This window comes from Rhodococcus sp. IEGM 1372, assembly GCF_030056835.1.
GTDB lineage: Bacteria > Actinomycetota > Actinomycetes > Mycobacteriales > Mycobacteriaceae > Rhodococcoides.
The window spans coordinates 35,299-58,570 of the sequence record NZ_JASHKS010000029.1 but is presented as its reverse complement, the minus strand read 5'-3'; the positions used below and the strand labels follow the sequence as shown (position 1 = coordinate 58,570).

Genomic DNA, 23,272 nt, shown 5'->3' with positions numbered 1-23,272 from the left:
GGGAATTACGTGACGGACACCCCCTCAAGCCTGGGGAATTACGTGACCGCTGACACTCAGCGGCTCTACCGATCGAGCGGGCTCCCGCCGATGATTCACAACGCACGCCTCTTCGCGTCGGACGGTACGTTCCTCGGCAGTCCCGACGGATTCCAGGACGCGGTCTGTTTCGTGTGGGAGATCGACTCGCTCGCCCATCACCTGTCGCCGATCGACCATGCGAACACAATGGCGCGCCGAGCTCTTATGCAACGTCACGGTGCGATCGTCGTTTCACATCTTCCGCAGGACATCCGGGACGACCCCCAGCGTGTTCTCGCGGATCTTCGCGCCGGCTACCAACAGGCGCTGGAGAGACCACGCCCCCCGCTGTTCATTCGGTGAGCCGCTACACGACATCGAATGAATGCCGCTTGCAGTCACTCCAACTGCAATAAAGCCACATTCATTCGCTTCTGGCTCATAGAGACATATGAATGAATGCGGCTTTGTTGCAATCTGAGTGACTGGAACCCACATTGATCCCATTGGGAGCGCAGCGACCCCGACGTACGCCCCCGCGAGAACTGGGGAACCACTTCAGTCCGGCTAGATCGGAAGCAACGAGTGTTTCCGTGGACTCTTGTGCACTTCCTTGTCTTTCAGGATGTGCAGGGCCTTACGAATTTCGAGGCGCGTTTGCGAGGGCTCGATGACCGCGTCGATGTAGCCACGCTCGGCGGCGATCCAGGGCGTTGCCACGTGTTCGTTGTAGAAGTTGATGAGCTGCTTGCGCAGTGCCGGTGCATTTTCTCCGGCCTCGGCGAGTTGTTTGCGACTCATGATGTTGATGGCACCTTCGGCACCCATGACGGCGATGCGGGCGGTCGGCCAGGCGAGGTTGATGTCGGATCCGAGCTGCTTGGAGCCCATCACCGCGTATCCGCCGCCGTACGACTTACGAATCACCACAGTCAGTTTCGGCACCGTCGCTTCGACGAACGAGAAGATGAAGCGGCCACCACGATGGATGACGCCGAGCGTCTCCTGGTCGACGCCCGGCAGGAAGCCGGGTGTGTCGACGAGGAAGATGATCGGAATGTTGTAGGCATCGCTGAGCCGGATGAACCGGGCGCATTTGTCCGCTGCCTTGGCGTCGAGTGCACCGGACAGGTGCATCGGCTGATTGGCGACGATTCCCACCGGCCGGCCGTCGACGCGGGCGAAGCCGGTGATGACGTTCGGTGCCGTCTGGCCCGAGAGTTCGTGGAATTCACCGTCGTCGAAGATGCGCAGGATGATGTCGTGCATGTCGTAACCGGCGTTGTCGGCGTCGGGCATGAACGAGTCGAGCGTGCGATCGGATTCGGTGATCTCCGGCTCGAGCCCCGGGTTGATCACCGGCGACTCTTCCTGGCAGCTCGACGGCATGTAGCTCAGGTAGTTCCGGATCCACTCGAACGCAGCCTTCTCGTCCGCTGCCACGTGGTGCACGTTGCCGTTGACGGCCTGGACGCGCGCACCGCCCAGTTCGTCGAGGCTGACGTCCTCACCGGTGACGGACTTGATGACCTCCGGGCCGGTGACGAACATGTACGCCTCTTCGGTGGCGACCACGATGTCGGTGTTGATCGGCGCGTACACGGCACCGCCGGCACACTTGCCGAGGATCAGGGAGATCTGCGGGCACAGACCGGACAACGCCTCGTGGCGTCGACCCAGCTCGGCGTACCAGGCCAGGGACGTCACCGCGTCCTGCACACGAGCTCCACCGGAGTCGTTGATGCCGACGACCGGGCAGCCCATCTTGATCGCGAAGTCCATGATGCCGGCGACCTTACGACCGAACATCTCGCCGACGGTTCCGCCGAACACTGTCTGATCGTGCGAGAACACGGCGATCGGGCGGCCGTCGACGGTTCCGTGGCCGGTGACGACGCCGTCACTGTAGAGCGCGCCGGGATCGTTCGGGGCCTTCACCAGTGCGCCGATCTCGACGAAGCTGCCGGGATCGAGCAACGAGTTGACGCGATCGCGGGCACTGGGGATGCCCTTCTTCGCGCGCTTCGCTACGCCGATGTCGCCGGCCGGCTCCTTGGCCTGTTCGAGCTTCGTCCGTAGTTCGGCCAGCTTCTCCGCAGTGGTGCCACTCAAGATCTACGCTCCGGTTCTTGCAGACTCGATGTTCTCGAGCGTCTTCGACAAATGGGCCGCAATTTTTCCAATGTACGGCTCGTCGACGACGGCGAGGTGATCGCCTCCGACGTACACGATCTCGAGGTCCTCGACCACCGGTCCCCAGCCGCCGTGCTCTTCGCGGGTGGCGTACGCGGGCTCGAGGGCGATCGCGTCGTCGTGGTACTTGTCGGCCATGTACAGCGTCACGTGCCCGCCGTACTTCTTGAGCTCGGCCGTCTGGATCGCCCGATTGTCGAGCCACGACGTGCGCTGGTGCTCGATGATGCCGCCGGGGATCTTCGCGCCGCTGAGCTTCACCAGATCGGTGATGATGCGGATCTGCCCCTCGTCGTCCGAGTCCACCAACTTGTCGTACGGAATCGGGTAATCGACGTTGTACGTCTTCTTCGCGAACGCCGCGTACCGCTCCCAGCGCTTCCGCACCTCGTCCTTGGTGTCCGGGATCTGTGTGCCGGGCATGACGGTGTCGAGCAGCCCGACGTAGGCGACCTCGATGCCCTCTTCCTCCATCTGCCGCGCCACCTCGTAGGCGAGGATGCCGCCGAGTGACCAGCCGACGAACACGTACGGTCCTTCGGGCTGGATCGCCTTGATCAGCGGCACGTACTCCGCGGCTCGCACGGCGATGGGTCCTTCGACGCGCTCGAGTCCGTACATCGGAGTGCCCGCGGGCAGCTTCCTCAGCAAGGGCTCGTAGGCGACGGTGGAGCTACCGGCCGAGTGGAACGCGAACACCGGTGTGGCGGTGGATCCTTCGGGACGGGCACGCAGATTGCGTACGACGCCGTCGATCTCACCGTCCTCGAGGTGCGGGCGAACCTTGTCTGCGAGCTGCTCGATGGTCTCCGAGTCCAGGACGTCGTCGAAGGTGATCTCGCCGCCTGCCCGCTCGGTCAGACGAGCAGCCAGCTTCTCGGCCGTCTCGTCGTCGAGGATCGGCAGGGTGTTGAAGATGCCCTTGGCCGATTCCTTCGTCACCACAGCCCATGTCGCGAACGTCATCCGCTCGGCATTGTCGCGCGGAGGCACGTCGGACCCAGCAGCCTCGGCGAACGCTTCCTTGCCGCCGAGGTCGGTCTGCGCCGGAGCAACAACCGCCGGGGCAGCAACAGCAGGCGCAGGCTGGTACTCGGCGCTCGGTACCGCAGCGTCGGGTGCCGCAACAGCGGTGTCCAGCGCTTCCTCGCGAGCTGCCGCACCGCTCTCGGCAGCCTGTTCGGCTGCCTTCTCCGCCGCCTGCTTGTCGGCCAGTGCCTGCACCTCGTCGCGGTTCTCGATCGCGTAGCGCAGGTACTTCTCCACCTCACGCAGGTTCGCATCACGCACGGCCTGCAATTGCACTGTGGGAATGTCGAATTCGTACTCCACCCGGTTCTTGATCCGCACGGCGCTGAGTGAATCGAGGCCGAGCTCGATCAGCGGAACCTCGGGCGGCAGATCCTCGGGCGCATAGCCCATGGACTCCGCGACGATGATGGCCAATCGGTCTTCGAGCTTCTGATTGCCGTTGGGATCCCAACGGTCACCGAACGTCTCGACGACCTCCGGCAACTCCTCCATGGGGGACGAGGATCGCTCCTCCACCGCCACAACGGGTTCCGGACGCGCATCACCGGAGGTGACGACGGCCTCGTGCAGCAGGGTGAACGCCGAGCCCTCGTGGGCGTGCACCTGGACCGACGCGCCACCGAGGTGGGAGGTCAACGAGGTGACGACCGTGCCCGCCTTCGGTACCGCAGCATGGGAGACCGAAACACCCAGTGCCACATCGGAGAACACCTGCGATGCAGCGGCCGTGACCAATGCATCGAATGAGGTGACGGCCGAGGCCTGAACTTCCCAGACGTGGCGGCCATCAGGCAAGGCGACGCGCGCACCGGGAACTCGCGCGTTGCCGCTGGAGCTGACCTGCGAATTGAGCCAGAACTCTTTGCGCAGGTACGCGGTACGCGGGATCGGCGCGTACGGGCCGGACTCGAACAGCGTGGCCAGTTCCAGGGCGTGCCCGTGGACGTAGAGCTGCGCCAGAGCGGAGAGGAACGTCTCGGCCTCGTCTTCCTTGCGCTTGAGCGTCGGGATCAGAGTCGAATCGGCAACGCCTGCAGCCCAGGCCGTGGCGGCGACCGACATCAGCGCGACAGGGTTGGGAGCAAGCTCGACGAACGTCGTGTGACCGTCTCCCACAGCGACATTGACGGCCTGAGTGAACCAGACCGGATGACGCATTCCCTTGGTCCAGTACTCGACGCCGTGAATAGCCGCATGCCCGACGCGATAGTGGGCCTCGCGATCGACCGACGAGTAGACGCCGGCAGTGAGTTTGCCTGGTTCGATTCCGGCGAGTTCGGCGGCCAGCTCACCGAGCAGGACATCGACTGCCGCGGTGTGTCCGGCGCCCTTGACGTCGAGCAGGCGGGCCATCTTGCCTGCGGCCTCGGCCATCTCGACGAGGGCCTCGACCTCGGCGCGTGGTCCTCCGACGGTGGTGTGCGTCGGCGCTGCATAGACGCAGGGTTCGACGTTGGGGAATTGATCGGTGAGGGTCTTGACCTCGTCCGGGGTGTACTCGACGAGAGCCATGGCACCCTGCGATGCGGCTCCGAGTCCGTCCTGGCCCTCGGCCAGCAGGCGCGAACGGGCGTAGATGATGCGCACCGCGTCTTCGAGGTTCAGGCCACCGGCAACGTACGCGGCCGCAACCTCGCCCATCGAGTGTCCGATGACGGCCGCCGGCTCGGCACCGTGCGCGCGAAGCGTTGCCGCCAAGGCGATCTGGATGACGAAGATGGCGACCTGGGAGTTCTCGAACTCGTAGGTCTGCGAGTCGTCGAGGATGATCTCGCGGATGGAGTAGCCGGCCTCGTCGACGACCAGGTCGTCGATCTTGTCGATCTCGGCAGCGAACACCGCGTTGGTGCGGTAGAGCCGCGATGCCATCTTGCGGTGCTGCGAACCGAAGCCGGAGAACACCCACACCGCCCCGTTGGACGCGGGCGAATCTGCCGAGAACACACCGGGACCCGGCTTGCCTGCGGCGATGGCGCGCAGTCCGGCGATGGCCTCGGCTGTGGTGGATGCCAGAACCACTGCGCGCGAACGCCCGTGGTTGCGGCGGGCCAAGGTGCGGCCCACGTCGACGAGAGGCGTCGTGCTGCCCTCTTCGGTTTCGAGCCAGTCGGCCAGTTCCGATGCGGCCCGCTTACGACGCGAGGGCAGGGCCGCGGACACAGCGAGAATCACAGTCTCCGAACCTGTTTCAGCGTCGGACAGAATTCCCTCGGCCTCGGCCACCGGATCCGTGGTCTCGACCTCCGACACGACGGGTTCGGGCTCGGGGTCGGCGACGATCGGCAGTTCCTCACCGGCCACATCGGTGAGGCCCTCGACGAGAACGGCTTCCGGATCCACCGCCGCTGGATCGAATGCGTCTGCGGTCTCACCCGGGACGTACTCGCGGACGACGACGTGCGCGTTGGTGCCACCGAATCCGAAGCCGGAGACGCCTGCGACGGCCTTGCCGGTGTACCGCGGCCAGTCGGTGGCCTCCGGGATCACCTTCAGGTGCGCCTTGTCGAAGTCGATGTACGGGTTGGGGCCCACGTAGTTGAGCGAGGCGGGGAGCTTGTTCTGCTGCATCGCCAGGACGACCTTGATCAAACCTGCTGCGCCTGCGGCAGATTCGAGGTGTCCGAAGTTGGTCTTCGCCGATCCCAGCAGGGCAGGCTTGTCGGCGTCGCGACCACGGCCGACCACACGACCGAGAGCGTCGGCCTCGATCGGATCGCCCAGAATGGTTCCGGTGCCGTGCGCTTCGATGTAGTCCACGCCCGACGGGTTGATACCGGCGTCGCGGTAGGCGAAACGTAGCGCGTCGGCCTGTGCGTCCGGGTTCGGTGCCAGCAGACCGTTGGAGCGACCGTCCTGATTGATCGCGGAGCCGGCGATGACGGCAAGCACCTGGTCACCGTCGCGCTCGGCGTCCTCGAGTCGCTTGAGCACGACGAGTCCGCCGCCTTCGGAGCGGATCATGCCGTTCGCGTCGGAGGAGAAGGCCTTGATTCGACCGTCCGGCGCGAGCACACCCGTCTGACCGAATCCGACGGTGATGGGCGGTGCGAGCAGCATGTTGACGCCACCGGCAACGGCAAGATCGGATTCGCCGGTACGCAGACTGCGTACCGCCTGGTGCACGGCGACGAGCGACGACGAGCACGCGGTGTCGACGGCGATCGACGGCCCGCGGAAGTCGTAGAAGTACGACACTCGGTTGGCGACGATGGCGGTGGACGTGCCGGTGAGGGCATACGGGTGCACGGCCGGGTCGCTGACGGCGATCAGCTGGTAGTCGTTGGAGGAGCTGCCGATGAAGACGCCCACCTGGCTGCCCTTGATCGAGCTGGCCGGAATGTGCGCGTGCTCCAACGCTTCCCAGGTCAGTTCCAGCGCGAGCCGCTGCTGCGGATCGACGTTGACGACCTCGTTGGGCGACATCGCGAAGAACTCGGCGTCGAAGGTCTTGACGTCGTCGAGGTAACCGCCCTTGGTCACCGTTGCGGCCACCGCGGCAGCGATGACGGGATCGGAGGTGAATTCCTGCCAGCGGCCGTCGGGCAGATCGGTGATGCCGTCGCGGCCTTCGATCAGCAGCGACCACATCTCTTCGGGAGTCTGTCCGGTACCCGGGAACCGGGAGGACAGGCCCACGATCGCGACGTCGTGCGCATCGCCCGACTGCCCGCCGCTGGTGTAGAACGCGTCGTCCACGGTGCCGACAGGCTCGTCCGGCTCGCCTTCGATGATGATCTTGGCCAGCGAGGCGATGGTGGGGTGCTGATAGACGACGGTGGCGGTCAGCGTGACCCCCACCAGTTCCTCGATCTCGCCGCTCAGTGCGACGGCATCGCGAGAGGACAGACCGAATTCCTCCATCGGGCGGTCGTCGGAGATAGCCGACGCCGGCTGCCCGGTCGCGTCCGCAACCCAGTTGCGCAGCCAGTCCCGCAGCTGCGCAACCGTGAGGTCTCCGCCGTCCACGCGCTCGATTTTGTCTGTCTCTTGTTCAGCCATTACTCACCAAGTCGTATCGGAGGAAGAACGGAGGATGCGTCCGTCAGTCGGGCAGTTCTGCATCCGGGAAGGCCGTCTGCTGGTAACCGCCACGCAGCGTGCCCTCGATGTACGCGGCCTTGCAGGCGCGTCGAGCGATCTTGCCGCTGGACGTGCGCGGAATGGAACCGGCCGGGACGAGCAGGACATCGCGCACGGTGACCCCGTGCCGTGCCGATACTGCGGTACGCACCTCGTCGGCGATCGGAGCCGGGTCTGCCTTGCCCGAGCCGGGTGCACGCTCGGCGACGATCACGAGCTGCTCGGAGCTGTCGTCGGAGTCCTTGGTCAGGGCTGCGCCGCTGAACTCGAACACGATGTCCGGGAGCTGGTTGAGCGGAACAGCGAACGCCGCGACGAAGCCGGGACGCAGTGCCTTGCTGGCTTCCTGGGCCGAGAACTCGAGGTCCTGCGGGTAGTGATTGCGACCGTCGACGATGACGAGGTCCTTGACGCGACCGGTGATGTAGAGCTCGCCGTCATGGTAGACGCCGAAGTCGCCGGTACGCATCCAGTTGCCACCCTCGGGAGCGCCCTCTGCGTGCGAGCCCTCGGAGTTGCGGTGGACGAGCTTGTTGTGGAAGGTCTCCGTGGTCTCGGTCTCGCGGCCCCAGTAACCCTTGCCGATGTTCTCCCCGTGCAACCAGATCTCGCCGACGTGTTCGTCGGCAACCTCGGTGGCGGTCTCGGAGTCGACGATGGCAGCCCACTGGCTGCGCGCGACGGTTCCGGTGGACACCTGTGGGATGGCACCGGGGGCATCGGGGGCGACGACGACGAAGTTGCCTGCGTTGAGCTCGACGCGGTCGACGTAGACGACCTTGGCCTCGTCGGCGTGCTTGCTGGTCGAGACGAACAGGGTCGCCTCCGCCATGCCGTAGGACGGCTTGATCGCGGACTTGGGCAGTCCGTAGGGACCGAACGCCTCGTTGAACTTCTTCATCGACGACGTGGTGACCGGCTCACTGCCGTTGATCAGACCGATGACGTTGGACAGGTCGAGGGGCTCGCCGTTCTTCGGCAATCCACGCTGGGCGGCGTGCTCGAACGCGAAGTTCGGTGCTGCCGCGAACGTGCCTGCGCCGTCGGAGACAGCTGCGAGTTCCTTGATCCAGCGCCAGGGCCGCTGCACGAAGGCGCGCGGGCTCATGATGGTGATGTACTTGCCGCCGAGCGCCGGGAGGATGACGGTCAGCAGGCCCATGTCGTGGAACATCGGCAGCCAGGTGACGCCGCGGGAGTCGTGGTTGATCTCCATGCTGTCGACCATCTGCAGCGCGTTGACGCCCACTGCGCGGTGCGTGATCTCGACGCCGGCCGGCGTCCGCGTCGAACCGGAGGTGTACTGCAGATAGGCGATGTCGTCGAGCCCGGCTTTGGGCTCGACCCACGTCTCACCGACGCTGTCCGGGACGGCGTCGACGGCGATGATCCGGGGACGCTCCGCGGCGGGCAGGGCGCGGAAGAACGCGCGCACACCTGCGGCCGAGTTGCTCGCGGTGAGGATGGCGCTCGGCTTGCAGTCACCGAGGACCGCGTGCAGGCGGTCGGTGTGGCCCGGCTCGTCGGGATCGAACAGCGGCACCGCGATGGTGCCCGCGTAGATCGCACCGAAGAAGGCGATGACGTACTCGAGGCCCTGCGGTGCCAGGATCGCCACTCGATCACCGGGCTGGGTGACCTGCTGCAGGCGAGCCGCGACCGCTTTGAGGCGAGTACCGAACTCGGCCCAGGTCAGCTCGTGAGCCTCGCCGTCACGTTCCCGGGAGTAGTCGACGAACCGGTACGCGAGCGTGTCGGAATTCTCCTGCACGTTCACCTCGACGTGACGGACGAGCGTCTGCCCTTCACCGATGGTGATGTGGCCGTTCTCATCGATGAAATCATCGAACGTGTGGCTCATTACTTCAATCTCCTCCGACACGAATCCGCTGCCACACAGCCTGCGTGACCTGGGCCCGCACCACCGGCTGCGTGCATGCAGACACCGAACAGCGTTTTATGTTACTGACTAGTAGCTCTTACGGTGTCGGTTTGGCACCTGGTTTGAAAGGCCAGCTACATGGTACCGACACGCGCCTGCGTCACTCGCCTTTCAGCAAGTCGACAACCGGCGCGAATGCTTCCATTTGAGTAGGGAAAACCCCGACATAGGACATCGTCGTCCGCGCGCGAACGTTACGGATCTGATCGGCAATTTCCTCGTATGTCCCGAATGCGAGGTACGGAGACGACAGGATGTCCTCGACGGTGAGCTTGACGTCGACGTCCACGTTCGGCGGATAGCCGTTGTCGAGTGCCGCCAGCGCCATCTCGGCCATCTGTTCACGGTCGTCGGTGACCACGATCGTGGTGATGGCCCAGTTCAGTTCGATGTCGTCGAACCGATCGCCCGCGGCGGCGCGAATGAGCTCGACTCGCTCGAGGGTCTTCTCGATGGTCATGCCCGAGAGCAACAGCTTGCCCTCCTTCGAGGTGCTCGGCACCACGGAGATGATGTCGGCATGCTTGGCCGCCAACGCGAGCATCTTCGGACCGCCACCGCCGATGCAGATCGGCGGACGCGGTCCCTGCCGCGGCCGAGGACTGCCCTTGAGACCGGTGATCGTGTAGTGCTTGCCCTCGAAATTGCATTCCTGACCGCGCAGCAGCACGTCGAGAATTTCGAGCGTCTCTTCCAACTTCTCGATGCGCACGCCCGGACGGTCGTACGTGATGCCCGCCTTGTCGTACTCCTCACGCATCCAACCGGCGCCGAGACCGAGTTCGAGCCGCCCGCCCGACAGCACATCGATGGTGGCCGCATCCTTGGCCAGCACCGCGGGATGCCGGAAGCCGTTGGCCAACACAGCGGTGCCGAGCCGAATCTTGTCGGTGGCGACGGCGAGCGCGCCGAGTGCTGCGATGGGACCGACCTGGTTGCCCAGGTGATCGGGAATCATGAAGCTGTCGTAGCCCAGTTCCTCGGCCTGCTGCGCCAGCTTGATGAACTTCCGAGCCCCGCCCTCCTCGGCGTTTCCCTCTCCGCCCGCAGCGAATCGGAATTTACGCGGCCCTGGGGTCGCGGCCTCGGCGGAACTCATCTATTGCTCTCCTCGGAGTGTGGAGCGGTCTTGTTTCGGGTGGCGAGAGCAGCCCGGCCGGGGCCGATCTGCGCAGGTCCAAGGCGCCACTCTAGCCGCTGGCCCGACGCGATCACACCGGCTGGGGGTTTCACGACCCAGGTTTGTGCCCGGCAATAGATCGCCACACGTCGCGTTGTGACGTTTCCGTTATAAAAGCGTCAGCGCTCACGAATGCGGGGGCGTCGGGGCGTTCTCGATCAGTCCGGCGGCCCACGAAGCGGTCCACTGAGTAGCCGTCGTACCGGATTCGTCGACGACAAAACTGTTGTACGACGCATGAACGGGGTTCCCTGCAGCACCGATCAGAATCTGGATGCTCTGCGGAATGTTGCGGAGCGACAATCCATCCGACGGCGACGAGCAGATCAGATCGCCGGGAGCACAGATCTGATTGGTCCGGTCGTCGAGAGCACCGAAGCCACCTTCCCGACGCCCCGTCATCGTGATACCGGGCAGGTCGAGTCCGCCGAGCGCTACCTCGGCACCGACGCCGTCGAGCGGGGCCGGAACATCGGTGCCGGAGACGCCGTCGCGTCGACCGTCGGCGATGAGGGTGACGCCCAGAACACGATCGGCCGAAATGGGACCGTTGCCCGCTCCGATGTCCGCTGCGATGTCGCCGGAGATGACCGCGCCCTGCGAGAAGCCTGCGAGGACGAAATTGGTCAACGGGCAACGCGCGCTGACATCGGTCATCTTCTGCACGGCGACGGCTTTGCCCTGGGTGCGGCTGTTGTTGTAGGACTCCTGGCCGTCCGGCGGCAGCGCGATGGGATTCGAGAACTGCGCCACGTACGGCACGGTGTAGACGTCCGCTCGCGAGCCGGGGAACTGCTCCTGCAACGGACGAGTGACGTTGAGCATCAACGACACCGGGTTGGCCGTCGGGTTGTACGGATCGTCGGTGGCAGACGACTCCCAGGTACCGGGGATGGCGATGACCTGAACGTCGGGGCAATCGGCCGGCTGCGACGTCGGCTCCTCGGGGCCCGGAGGCACCGGAATTCCCGGTTCCTTCGGCAGCCTTCCGGCAAGCAGGTACCAGAGGGCGACGATGATCAGACCGATGATCGCTGCAACGGCGATCACCGGAAGGATTCTGCGCTTACGCTTGGCCATCACCGTGGATCTCTACGGCCTGCAGTAGGTCGCCTGCGCGGCGGCGATGTAGGTCTGAGCCGCCTGCTGAGCCTGCGTCTCGCTCATCTGGGTTCCGGAAGCGCTGGCCTCGACGCCGACGTTCGCCGTGACGAAGGTCGAGATCTCCTCGGCCGTGACGCCCTGCGCCTGCGCGGCACAGATGTAATTGGCCGTCGAGACCGCGATGTCGCCGTTGCCCGCCGGGGTGATGCCCTGCTTCCTCAACTCGTCCAGGAAACTCTGACCGCGGTCGTCGATCTGACTTTCCGTCGGCCCCGGGAAATCGTCCGGCACGGGCTGAGGCTGCTCGGGCGGCGCGGTGGCCGCCTCCCCCGGACTCGTGGTCGGCGCAGCGGTGGTGGTGCTCTCTGCAGCCGACGTCGTCGAACTCGCCTCGGTCGTCGTCTCGACGGCCGAGGTGGTGCTCGTCGGCGCTCCGGTCGCCGTCGAGTCGTCACTCCCGCAGGCCACCAGCATCGAACTCGCCGCAACGGCGAACACACCGAGCGACAGAGTCCTGGTGAGGGAATTACGCGTCATCGATCGAAATCCTTCGGTCGTCGGGTTCGCAGGCGAGAGTACCGCCGCGCTCTGTGAGAACTCTGAGCTGCTGTCGGCAGGTTCTACGGCGCGATCGTGGCAACGCCGTCCTTCAGCGTGATGATGCCGAACTGGAAGTTCTGCTGCTTGCCGCCACCGTCGATGTCGAACTGATCGCTGGTGGGGTAACCGAGCCGGCCGCCCTCGTAGCCGACCGATCCCCACGCGTCGAAGATCGGACCGTACGGAGTGGACCAGGCACCGCTCAGCGGGCTCCAGTAGATGTTGCCCGTCTCGAACTGATTGAAGCGTCCGCCGTCCCTGATCGGACCGAGCTCGTTGGACTTGGGGAACCCGAGAGGTCCACCCTCCCAACCCAATTCGCCGTACTTGCCCAGAATCATGCCCTGCACCGAGTGCACACCGGCCTCGGGCGAGGTGTAGATGGCACCGATCTCGAAGCCCTGCACCGATCCGGGCTTGGTCGGGGTTTCGACCTCGTCGAGCACCGGGTAGCCGAGCGGTCCGCCCTCGTAACCCTGGGCGGCCCACTCGTCGAGCACAGCGCCCTTGACCGCGTGCGCGCCGGTCTGCGGCGTGAAGTAGACCATGCCGTTCTGGAAGGCGTTGAACCGTCCGCGACCGTCGGGAGTACCGATCTCGCCGGTCGTCGGGAAACCGAGAGCACCCTCGGGGCCCCTGTTGCCCTGGTAGATGCCACCGATGGCACCGGCGACGACCTGAGCACCGGTGTCGGGGGTGAAGAAGACCCGGCCGAAGGTGAAGTCCTGTGCGCGTCCGCCTGCCACGTTGTATTCGGCGGTCAAGCACGGGCCGAGCCACGAGTTGGCACCGCTCGCGTTTCCGATCAGACCGGCGGCGCTGCACGCGGGCTTGTCCACCTCGACGCCGAGCGCGGTGGCGAGCTGCGGCCACAGCTGATGCAACTCGAACTGCCAGTACGGCCACGAGTGCGTGCCCGACGGCCGGTAGTTGACCTGAGCGGGGATGCCGAGCTGGTTGAGCTTGGTGGCGAACGTCTGCGAAGTCAGTCGCGACAGAATCTCCAGACCCATACCTGCGTAGTTGGTGCTCACACCAGGAATGGGCGACGGCTGATCGTAGGGTCCGGCCGAGCCGTTGCCGCTCGAGATGTAGAGGCTGACGCCTTCGAGCTTGTCGGCCAGCACGTACGGATCGTGCTGTGCCCACAGCGAGTTCGACGGCGGCCCCCACATGGCGCTGGAGTTGAACCCACCGGCGTCGGTCATCGCGTACTGGATGGCCTGCGGCATACCCAGCGAGGTGGTGCTCAGGATGCCCGAGAGCGATCCGGCGAACTTGAAGAAGCCGGGATTGCGCGCGGCGAGGAACATCGCGGACGTGCCGCCCATCGACAGTCCGACGACGCCGCGGTTGTCGGTGCTGCGCCAGTCGCGCTCGAGAATCGGCGGGAGCTCCTCGGTCAGGAACGTCTCCCACTGGTAGTTCTTGCCGTTGTCCTGATCGACCCAGTCGGAGTAGAAGCTGGATTGGCCGCCGATGGGCAGGACCACGTTGACGTTCTTGTCGGCGAAGTACGACTCGGCGTCGGTCTCGGCCGTCCAGCCGTTCTCCTGATCGGTCGCGCGCAGGCCGTCGAGCATGTACACCTGCGGGAACGTCGCCTGAGGGTTGATGTTCCAGTCACGCGCGAGCAGCAGCTGAACCTGGATGGGCGTTCCCATCGAGGGCGACTGGATCCACAGCGCGACGCGACGATCGGAGAGCCAGTCCACCGAAGTGACGGTGGCACCGGATGTCTGCGTGTAGGCGGGGCCGGCCAGTGCAACAGGGGCCGTCCTGGCGACGGGGGCAGCGGAGGCAACGGTCGTCGTCGCGAAGGGGATCATCAGCGCGGAAGCGACGGTCAATGCTGCTGCCGCTCGCCGAGCCCGTGTACCGGCCGATGTAGTCCGACCGAACCGAACAAGCTCAGTGCGCATGATGGTGACTCTCTTTCGACGTGACATTCGAAGGTCTCCTATCGAGACATGCTTCGTATGTCTTTCTACACGTGCCCGCTGCCGACGAGAAGCAGACGCGCTGTGACTGGTGGTGCAATTGTGAACAGAGGTGCCGCTAACGATCCGCTGGAACAGAAATGCCGCCCGGCGTAGGGACGCGGGCGGCACTTCCGGAAAACATGACGATGGTGAACGTCAGGCGTTCAGCGCTTCCAGGATCTGGCCGCGAGCCTTCCACAGCTCGGCTCCCCAGTACGGCCATGCGTGAATGCCGTTGGACGGGAAGCTGTAAGTGGCCGGGATGCCGAGGGTGTTCATGCGGATCTGGAATGCACGGGTGTTGGCGAGCGAGAGGGCCTCGAGCGCCATGCCGTTGGCGGTGTTGTAGAAATCGATCGGCGCGGCCGGTCGATCGAACTCGCCGGGCAGACCACTGGCGGCCGAGATGTACAGGGACATGCCCTCGAGCCTCGGCGCGAAGACGAACGGGTCGTTACGCAGCCACGCCGGGTTCCAGGGCGGTCCCCACATGGAGTCGACGTTGAAGCGTCCGGCATCGAGCATGGCGACGCGGATGGCCTCGCGCATTCCGGGTGCCGAGATGTTGAGGTAGCCCGAGAGCGAACCGGCGAACTTGAACTGATCGCGGTGGTACGCGGCGAGCGTCAGAGCGGCCGAGCCACCCATGGACAGTCCGAGTACGCCGTTGTTGCTGCGCGAGACGCCGTAGTTCTCGAGGAACGCGGGCAGCTCCTGGGTCAGGAACGTCTCCCACTTGTAGGTGACCTCCTGGCCGTTGAAGTTCGACGAGGTGTACCAGTCGCTGTAAAAGCTCGACTGACCGCCGACGGGCATGACCAGGGTCACGTTGTCGTTGGCGAACTGATCCTGCGCGTTGGTCTCGAACGTCCAGGCGTTGCGATCGTCGCGGGCGCGCAGACCGTCGAGCAGGTAGAGAGCAGCGTTGCCACCGCGGGCCGCCCACTGGACCTGAACCTTGATGGGGCCCATCTCGGACGGAACGATCAGGTCCTCACGGCCACCGGCAGGCGTCTGGTGCACGACGGGAGCAGGCGCTGCAACAGCTACCGCTCCACCGACGACACCGGCTGCGATGGGAAGGACGAGCGCGGCAGCACCGACGCCGAGCAGGCGCTGACGCCAGCGTGAAGACGCCTTCGGGGTTCTGCTGAGGCCGGCAAATCGCATGAATCGTGCTCTCTCTCATCTACGCGGTCTCCGCGACATGCGGCCCCCGGCAATCGAACAGGGCTTTCTGGGTGGCCCCTCGAGGCCAGGGACGATGTGGTCCCGAAAAACTGAGGTTCTGCTGTGAAAACAGGCGAACCGCTCGATGGAGGTTATTCCATCGAGCGGTTCCAAGGCAAAACTGTGATCAGCGTCCCAGTTTCACCTCGACGTTTCCGTGAAACAGGAGACTATCCTGCTCGGCCCCCGCTGAACAGGCCTGAAAAGTCGTGAAGTTTCACGAAGGGCCGAAAAGCGGGCGAAACGACCGAAACGAAGTGTGGCCGGTCAGCCACCGATGTTGGCGCTCAGGTCCGGTGCCATGATGCGGATCTGCTCGCCCCAGTAACCCCACTGGTGGGTACCGACGGCCGGGAACGCATACGTGACGTTGTTGGCGCCGATGCTCGCCATACGGATCTGGAACGCGCGGCTGTTCGCCAAAGCGATGGCCTCGAGGCCCATGCCGTTGGCGGTGTTGTAGTAGTCGATGAAGCTCTGCGGGCGATCGAGTCCGCCGGGCAGACCGCTACCTGCGAACACCCACACGCGGGTTCCGTTGTCGCGCAGACGAGGCGCGAACACGAACGGGTCGTTGCGCAGCCACGCCGGATCCCACGGCGGTCCCCACATCGCGTCGATGTTGTAGCGGCCGGAGTCGAGCAACGCCAGACGCATCGCTTCACGCATGCCGGGAGCAGAGATGTTCAGGTAGCCGGACAGCGAGCCCGCGTAGCTGAACTGGTCCGGGTGGTAGGCGGCGAGCGTCAGAGCAGCCGATCCACCCATGGAGATACCGATGACACCGTTGCGGTTGGGGTTGAAGCCCCAGTTGGCGCGCAGGTTCTCACGCAGGTTCTGCGTCAGGAAGGTCTCCCACTTGTACGTGGTCTGCTGGCCGTTGAAGTTCGACGGTGCGTACCAGTCGGAATAGAAGCTCGACTGTCCGCCGACCGGCTGGACGACGTTGATGTTGTACCCGGCCAGTACGGCACCGGCGTCGGTCTCGTGCTCCCAACCGGAGATGTCGGTGGTGGCCCGCAGCCCGTCGAGGAGGTAGACGACGCGGTCGGTGTTACCGTCCGCGGCGCGCCAGACGCGACTCTTGATCGGACCCATCGACGAGTCCGTCCATACGTCGATGGCATTGCCGTCGAAGGCCGCGTTTGCAGTCGCGCCACCGCCGGCTACAGCCAATCCCAGTGGTAGGACCACTGCCATCAGCATGGACGTGGCGGCGCGGCGTCCCCAGGACCCACCCCGCTTGTCCTCGGACCGGCTCTTCCTTCTACCCAGCATGCACTCGACCTCTCAGCTGCTTCGTCGTCACATCGGTTACGCAATCAACGCTTGATCTCGCAAGTCCATCATGTTTGCCGCCCGACCACACAGGTCGGACGCATACACATCCTCCGCACTTATCGCGCGAAGGACGACCCCCGTTACATGATCGAGATAGCTCATCTTGGCGTCGACACCAATTCGGCGCAACCCGGTGACCTTTTCGTGTTCGGACAACTAATTGTCCGCCTTCAATATCGGGGCCGGAAGATCACATCGTTGTATTTCGTACTTCGGCACCCGATCGAACCGATATCCGGCGTAGAAGAGCGAACGCTTGACATTCCGGACGAACAATTCCTTCGTCAACGGAGCTCGATACGAGGTGAGCAGTTCCTGGGTGTCGGGGCAGGTCAGGGCAACCTGAGCCTCGGTGACCCAGTCCTCGTCCATGTACCAGGGCAGGTACGGATGAACGGCGACGAGGCCGAGATCGGCCACCACCCAGTCCGGATACAGGTTCTTGTCGTGTCCGATCCGGCCGTTCTCGAGCCGCTCGGTGTGCGACGCCAACGGGTACGCCAGCCCCATCTGGTCGATGACCCGCACGTCGAGGCCGACGTTCATGCTGGTCATTCCGAGGTTCAGGAAGAAGACGGTGTGACCGAAGCCACCCTCCGGGATGGGGAGCGGCGGGGGAACGACATCCCAGTACGTGAACTGCGCCGACGGCAACAGCAGGCCGCCGTCCGGAGTGTCCTCGATCGCCTCGACCATCCCACGCATCCGCGGGTAGTCGAGGTAGTCCGAGGCCAGGATCGGGTGGGCGTGCCCGGTGTTGAGCGAGTAGAACGCCCGCTCGTCGACGATGCCACTGCGGCCGACGATCGAACCCTGCGGCATACCCGTCGTATTGGCGGCCACGACGGCCCAGACCACGATGCCGCCCCAGACGAAAAGATCGGCGAAAAATATCGCGGTGGAGCGGTCTGCAGACCACCGTTTCGGAAGGGCGACCGGCAGCACCGAAATCGGCAACAAAAGCGTGAACAATGCCGGCAACAATGTGCGGCCGTGCATGAAATCGCCGCCGACGCGAATCGCGTACAAAGCCAGCAGAAGGCCACTGATCAACACGAAGACGACCACGGCGGTCGGCGTCCGTAGCGCTGCGAGCCAGCCGCCGACGGTGCGGGGCAGGGACAACCGCACTCGGGAGGCCGACAGAACGGCACCGACGACGAGCAGTGCGAGTGGCAGCCACAGCAGGTACGGGCCCACGAGGTTGGACAGGTACTCGAACCCCTGCGACCACTTGGCTCCGCCTGCATCCTTCGACACCGCGGTGTTGGGGTACGGCAGGCCGTAGTAGCCCATCCGCCAGATCTGGTAGAGCACCGGCACGGCTCCGGCGAAAACGAACACTCGGAGCCTGGACAACCAACTCTGCGGGGCCAGGAAGATCATCGCCAGGGCCAGCACCGCCACGATGGACAGTTCCGGACGCACCAGCGGGCCGAGGCCGGCGAAGAACGCCAGCAGCAGCAGCTCGGCGCCACCGCTCCGGCGCTGACCCCAGCGAACCATCAGCAGCCACAGCATCGCCAGCCAGAAGATGACAAGGCAGGTCTCGAGGCCGGACGTCGCGAAGTCGCGGGCAGGAGGAACCGCGATGTAGACCAGGACGCCTGCGGGCAGGAACAGGGTCTTCGACGCAGTACGCCCTCGCAGCACGAACGTGCCGATCATCGCGATGACGACGGCCGCCGTGGACAGTACGAGCGCGATCGTCAGGACGACGTACTCGAGGCGTCCCTCGCTCAGCCAACTGCCTGCGTAGACGAGGTACGTCCAGATGGTGCTGGTGTTGGTCTCGACTCGTTCGCCCGCGTTGAACACCGGTCCGTTGCCGGCCAGCAGGTTGCGGACGGTGCGCAGCACGATCAGCCCGTCGTCGGCGATCCAGCGGCGCTCCCACGCACCCCAGAGGAACAACGCCCCGGTGACCACGGTCCCGATCCAGAAGACGGGCCGGGTGATCGATGCCCGAGCGGAGTTCTCTTCTCGCGCGTCTCGCTGGTCAGGCGAGGTAGACAGCGACACCAACCACTCCGATCCACGCTATGGCGAGTAGCTGGAGAACCCTGTCTCCCAACGCGATCTCTTCGGGTTCGCCTGCCTCGCCGCCATCGACATCCACTGCGTATCGCAGGATTGCGATGGTAAACGGAATCATCGAGATCGCGAACCAGTTGGCGTCCGTGCCCGCGTCTTCCTGGAACGCCCACAGGCCGTAACAGATGACGACGGCCGTTGCCGACAGCGTCCAGACGAATCGCAGGTACGTGGTGGTGTAGTTCTCGAGCGATTTGCGGATCTTCGCTCCGGTGCGTTCGGCGAGCTGCAGCTCGGCGTAGCGCTTACCGGCAGCCATGAACAGCGATCCGAACGCCATGATCAGCAGGAACCACTGCGACAGCGGGATCGACGCGGCGACGCCACCGGCGATCGCGCGCAACAGGAAGCCCGAGGACACGATGCAGATGTCGAGCACGGCCTGGTGCTTGAGACCGAAGCAGTAGGCCAGCTGGATCACGATGTAGACGCCGATGACCAGCGCCAGCTTCCAGTTCGCGAGGAACGAAAGACCGATGGCGAGGGCGAAGGACACCACGGCCATCGCGTAGGCGATGTTGACGGGCAGCACGCCCGCGGCGATCGGCCGGAACCGCTTGGTGGGGTGTGCGCGGTCGGCCTCGACATCGAGGGCGTCGTTGACGAGGTAGACCCCGGACGCGGCGAAGCAGAACACGACGAATGCGAGCGCGACGGACAGCAGTACGTCGGGGTCGGTGACCGAGCCCGCGGCCAGCGGTGCAGCGAGCACCAGGACGTTCTTGACCCACTGACGCGGACGAAGCGCCTTGACGATGCCGTCCGCCAGGTTCTTCGGCGGCGCGCCTACGGGTGCGGCATCCTCGCTCATTTGTCTCCTTCGAACTTCACGACGGCCGCAGCCGTCAACGCGCCGAGTGCAGATCCTGCCAGCACATCGGTGGGGTAATGGACTCCGAGCACCAAGCGCGAGAGCAGCATGGGTGGGACGAGGACCGCCGGTAACGGTAGCCCGGTCACCCGGCCGAGGAGAACCGCGGCGGCTGTGGTGGATGTCGCATGCGAGGACGGAAAGCTCAGCTTGCTGGGCGTCGAGACGTTGATGCGCACGGCCGGATCGTGGGGACGTGGCCGACGCACGATTCGCTTGATGACGATCGACGCGGCGTGGGAGCCCACTGCCCCGACTGCCACCGAGGCCCACTGACGCCGACGCGGCTTGTCCAGCGCAGCACCGATACCGGCGATCGCGACCCAGCCGAGTGCGTGTTCGCCGAAGTGCGACATGCCGCGGGCGACGGTGATAGCGCCGGGGGCACTGCCGACGGTGCTCTGCACCTTCTCGAGGATCCTGACCTCCGTCGGGGCCTCGGTCTGGCCCTTACGCCTGGTAACGAAAGACACGTTCCCACGTTTCCTTACTGGTCAGGTGCGGCACGGCATCGCGATACCGAGCCTTGAGGGCGGGGAATTCGGCCGCCAACTGCTTGCGCAGCGACAGTGCTTCCTTGAGCAGCGCCGCGGCCTGAGCGCGGTCTCGCTTGCGGTAGACGACGCCCCGGCCGTCGGCGGTGGTGACGGTGACGCCGTCGACCTGAGAGAGCAGGAACCAGCGCGCGTCGAGAGTCGGGACGTTGAGCTGTGGGCGGTCGTGATGCTGGGTGTGCGCGGGCTTTGCGTTGTGCAGCAAGCCTTTTGCCAACCGGCTGATCTTGGCGAGCGGGTTGGTCGGCAGCCCGACGGATCCCACTTCCTCACCGGACGCGAGGGGCAGCTCCGTGGAACTGCCCACGACGACGGCGTCGGGAAATTCCTTGCGCAGCGCGTGCACGGTCGGCAGCGCGGTGGGCAGGATCTCGAGGATGTGCTCGGGGCCGGCCAGGAAGTCGCGGATCGCGAGGTTCTGAATGGCGACCGTCGAGTATTCGAGACACAGCAGATGCTTGACCGTGGCCTTGATCGTGTCGAGCACCAGGCCCTTGCCGTCCCCCGGCATGTGCAGCGATGCGACCACGAGGCGATTGCGCAGATGGAAGTACGCCTGCCAGTCGATGGCGTCGTCCTTGTCGCTCCACGCCATGTGCCAGATGGCCGCGCCCGGCAGTGTCACCGTCGGGTAGCCGGCTTCCCGTGCGCGCAAGCCGTATTCGGCGTCGTCCCACTTGATGAACAGCGGCAGTGGCTGCCCCAGTTCCTCGGCGACGACGCGCGGAATCATGCACATCCACCAGCCGTTGTAGTCGACGTCGATGCGGCGGTGCAGCAGCTTGCTGGTGCGCAGCGGGTCCTCGGAGAAGTCGTGGTCGTACTCCACGTTCTGTGCGCCGGTCCACATGAAGTTGCCGCGATCGATCACTTCGCCCATGACGTGCAGGTGGCTGCGCGCCTGCAGGTTGAGCATCTGGCCACCGACGAGCGTGGGGACCTTGGCGAATCGCGACATGGCCAGCGCCCGCAGGATCGAATCGGGCTCGATCTCGATGTCGTCGTCCATGAACAGGATGTGTTGGCACGAGGTGTTGTTCAGTGCCTCGTACATGATGCGGCTGTATCCGCCGGACCCGCCGAGGTTTGCCTGATCGTGGATGGCGAGTCTGCCGCCGAGGGCAGCTGCGGCCTCGTCGAATCCGGGCTCGTCCTTGGCCTTGCGGGTGCCCTGATCGGGCATGATGACGGCCTGGATCACGTCTAGAACCAACGGATCGGAGCCAAGTGCCACAAGCGCTTTGACGGCGTCGGTCGGGCGATTGAACGTGGGGATACCGACCGCGACGGTGGCCTCGCCCGGCGCGTCGATCGGCGCATACCAACCCGCGCTCTCGAGCACCACCTCGGAATCGGAGGTGATGTCGAACCAGATCCAGCCGCCGTCCTCGAACGGACCGAGGTCGATAAGGAACTCCTGTGCCGCATCGCCGTCCACGGCCTCGCGGCCCTCGACGTGGATGCGCGACGCATCGGCCTTGGACCGGTAGACGTCGATTCGGCAGTGTCCGGAGACCTCGACGCGCAGCACCACGGACTTCAGGACGCTGTAGCGCCGCCAGTAGCTGGCCGGGAACGCGTTGAAGTAGGTACAGAACGACACCTCGGACTCGGAGCCGATCGTGACCGAGGTCCGCGAGAGCGAGTGTGCCCGTTTGGCGTTGGTGAGCGCTTCTTCGAGGTACAGCGTGCGCACGTCGAGCGGTTCACCCGAGCGCGGCAGCAATACTCGCTGCAACAGTGACTTGCCGAGAACCGGCGCGGCGTCGGCGATGCCGTCCTCGAGGAGGTGCTTGGCGGTCACTTGTCGCCTGCCAGGGGTGCACCGGTCTCGAAGTGCGGGGCCAGGGTGTTCTCGTACATGTTCAGCGCGCTCGCGATGGCCATGTGCATGTCCAGGTACTGGTAGGTACCGAGTCTGCCACCGAACAGCACTCCGCTTGCGGCGGCTTCGGCCTTGGCGCGGTCGCGGTAGGCCTCGAGCTTCTGCCGATCGTCGGGAGTGTTGATCGGGTAGTACGGCTCGTCGCCGCTCTTGGCGAAGCGGGAGAACTCGCGCATGATGACCGTCTTGTCGGTCGGGTACTGGCGCTCGGGGTGGAAGTGACGGAACTCGTGGATCCGGATGAACGGCACGTCGCCGTCGTTGTAGTTCATCACCGGGGTGCCCTGGAAGTCACCCGTCGGGAGTACCTCGGTCTCGAAATCGATTGTCCGCCAGCCCAGTTCGCCCTCGGAGTAGTCGAAGTAACGGTCCAGCGGGCCGGTGTAGACGATGGGAGCGTCGGGGCTCTCGGCCACGAGCTCGGCCTTGACGTCGAACCAGTCCGTGTTCAACCGGACCTCGATCTTCTCGTCGGCGGCCATCTTCTCGAGCCACGCGGTGTAGCCGTCGACCGGCAGTCCCTCGTAGGTGTCGTTGAAGTAGCGGTTGTCGAACGTGTACCGCACCGGCAACCGGGTGATGTTGCCCGCGGGCAAATTCTTCGGATCGGTCTGCCACTGCTTGGCGGTGTAATCCTTGATGAACGCCTCGTACAGCGGGCGCCCGATCAACGAGATCGCCTTCTCCTCGAAGTTCTGCGCGTCCTTCGAGTCGAACTCGTCGGACTGCTCTTCGATGAGTGCCCGCGCCTCGGCCGGCGAGAAGTACTTGCCGAAGAACTGCGAGATCAGGCCCAGGCCCATCGGGAACTGATACGACTGGCCCTTGTGCAGGGCGAAGACACGGTGCTGGTAGCTCGTGAAATCGGTGAACTGGTTGACGTAGTCCCAGACCCGCTTGTTCGACGTGTGGAACAGATGCGCGCCGTACTTGTGGATCTCGATACCCGTCTCGGGCTCGGCCTCGGAGTACGCGTTGCCGCCCAGGTGGTGCCGCCGATCCAGCACGAGGACACGCTTGCCCAACTGGGACGCCGCCCGCTCCGCCACGGTCAGTCCGAAGAACCCGGATCCGACGACGATGAGGTCGTATCGGCCGGTCACGGAGGCGTCGGAAGAGGTGGTCTCGGGGCTTACAGCAGTCACGGGCAACCAGGGTATCCG

14 protein-coding genes and 1 pseudogene are annotated in these 23,272 nt (G+C 65.0%); 1 reads left to right on the top strand and 14 read right to left on the bottom strand.

The window, feature by feature from the left end:
• Positions 1-384 (top strand): annotated as a pseudogene (locus tag QM590_RS19675) (hypothetical protein); the annotation flags it as partial.
• A gap of 204 nt (positions 385-588) precedes the next feature.
• On the opposite strand, the gene QM590_RS19670 reads toward QM590_RS19675, so the two are convergent.
• From QM590_RS19670 to glf, 14 genes are all read right to left on the bottom strand, one after another.
• Positions 589-2,133 (bottom strand): acyl-CoA carboxylase subunit beta, encoded by a 1,545-nt coding sequence (locus QM590_RS19670; protein WP_269596068.1) that lies wholly within the window; start codon positions 2,131-2,133, stop codon positions 589-591.
• A 3-nt stretch (positions 2,134-2,136) separates the two neighbouring features.
• On the bottom strand, positions 2,137-7,245 hold the full coding sequence (gene pks13, locus QM590_RS19665) for a polyketide synthase Pks13 (protein ID WP_269596069.1): 5,109 nt from the start codon (positions 7,243-7,245) through the stop codon (positions 2,137-2,139).
• 43 nt (positions 7,246-7,288) lie between these two features.
• On the bottom strand, positions 7,289-9,187 hold the full coding sequence (gene fadD32, locus QM590_RS19660; RefSeq protein ID WP_149407724.1) for a long-chain-fatty-acid--AMP ligase FadD32: 1,899 nt from the start codon (positions 9,185-9,187) through the stop codon (positions 7,289-7,291).
• Positions 9,188-9,368: 181 nt separating this feature from the next.
• Positions 9,369-10,367, bottom strand: coding sequence for an LLM class F420-dependent oxidoreductase (locus QM590_RS19655; RefSeq protein WP_094687486.1), 999 nt, complete (start codon positions 10,365-10,367; stop codon positions 9,369-9,371).
• A gap of 207 nt (positions 10,368-10,574) precedes the next feature.
• Positions 10,575-11,528, bottom strand: a complete 954-nt coding sequence (locus tag QM590_RS19650) for a cutinase family protein (protein WP_094638929.1) — start codon at positions 11,526-11,528, stop codon at positions 10,575-10,577.
• 12 nt (positions 11,529-11,540) lie between these two features.
• Positions 11,541-12,089 carry a DUF732 domain-containing protein gene (locus QM590_RS19645; RefSeq protein ID WP_094671290.1) on the bottom strand — a complete coding sequence of 183 codons (549 nt, stop codon included), beginning with the start codon at positions 12,087-12,089 and terminating at the stop codon, positions 11,541-11,543.
• Between the two features lie 83 nt (positions 12,090-12,172).
• Complete coding sequence (locus QM590_RS19640; protein WP_149407722.1) at positions 12,173-14,074, bottom strand: alpha/beta hydrolase-fold protein; 1,902 nt, start codon at positions 14,072-14,074, stop codon at positions 12,173-12,175.
• Between the two features lie 216 nt (positions 14,075-14,290).
• Complete coding sequence (locus QM590_RS19635) at positions 14,291-15,304, bottom strand: alpha/beta hydrolase (RefSeq protein ID WP_068054320.1); 1,014 nt, start codon at positions 15,302-15,304, stop codon at positions 14,291-14,293.
• A 327-nt stretch (positions 15,305-15,631) separates the two neighbouring features.
• Positions 15,632-16,642: an alpha/beta hydrolase gene (locus QM590_RS19630; RefSeq protein ID WP_176460222.1), complete on the bottom strand. Its 1,011-nt coding sequence runs from the start codon at positions 16,640-16,642 to the stop codon at positions 15,632-15,634.
• Positions 16,643-16,861: 219 nt separating this feature from the next.
• Positions 16,862-18,727, bottom strand: a complete 1,866-nt coding sequence (locus tag QM590_RS19625) for an arabinofuranosyltransferase AftB family protein (protein WP_269596070.1) — start codon at positions 18,725-18,727, stop codon at positions 16,862-16,864.
• Positions 18,705-19,610 carry a decaprenyl-phosphate phosphoribosyltransferase gene (locus tag QM590_RS19620; protein ID WP_068054311.1) on the bottom strand — a complete coding sequence of 302 codons (906 nt, stop codon included), beginning with the start codon at positions 19,608-19,610 and terminating at the stop codon, positions 18,705-18,707. The genes QM590_RS19625 and QM590_RS19620 overlap by 23 nt, the downstream gene beginning before the upstream one ends.
• Positions 19,607-20,143: a phosphatase PAP2 family protein gene (locus QM590_RS19615; RefSeq protein WP_052047296.1), complete on the bottom strand. Its 537-nt coding sequence runs from the start codon at positions 20,141-20,143 to the stop codon at positions 19,607-19,609. The genes QM590_RS19620 and QM590_RS19615 overlap by 4 nt, the downstream gene beginning before the upstream one ends.
• On the bottom strand, positions 20,121-22,028 hold the full coding sequence (locus QM590_RS19610; protein ID WP_269596071.1) for a glycosyltransferase: 1,908 nt from the start codon (positions 22,026-22,028) through the stop codon (positions 20,121-20,123). The genes QM590_RS19615 and QM590_RS19610 overlap by 23 nt, the downstream gene beginning before the upstream one ends.
• Positions 22,025-23,254, bottom strand: a complete 1,230-nt coding sequence (gene glf / locus QM590_RS19605) for a UDP-galactopyranose mutase (protein ID WP_176460223.1) — start codon at positions 23,252-23,254, stop codon at positions 22,025-22,027. The genes QM590_RS19610 and glf overlap by 4 nt, the downstream gene beginning before the upstream one ends.
• Positions 23,255-23,272: the final 18 nt, after the last annotated feature.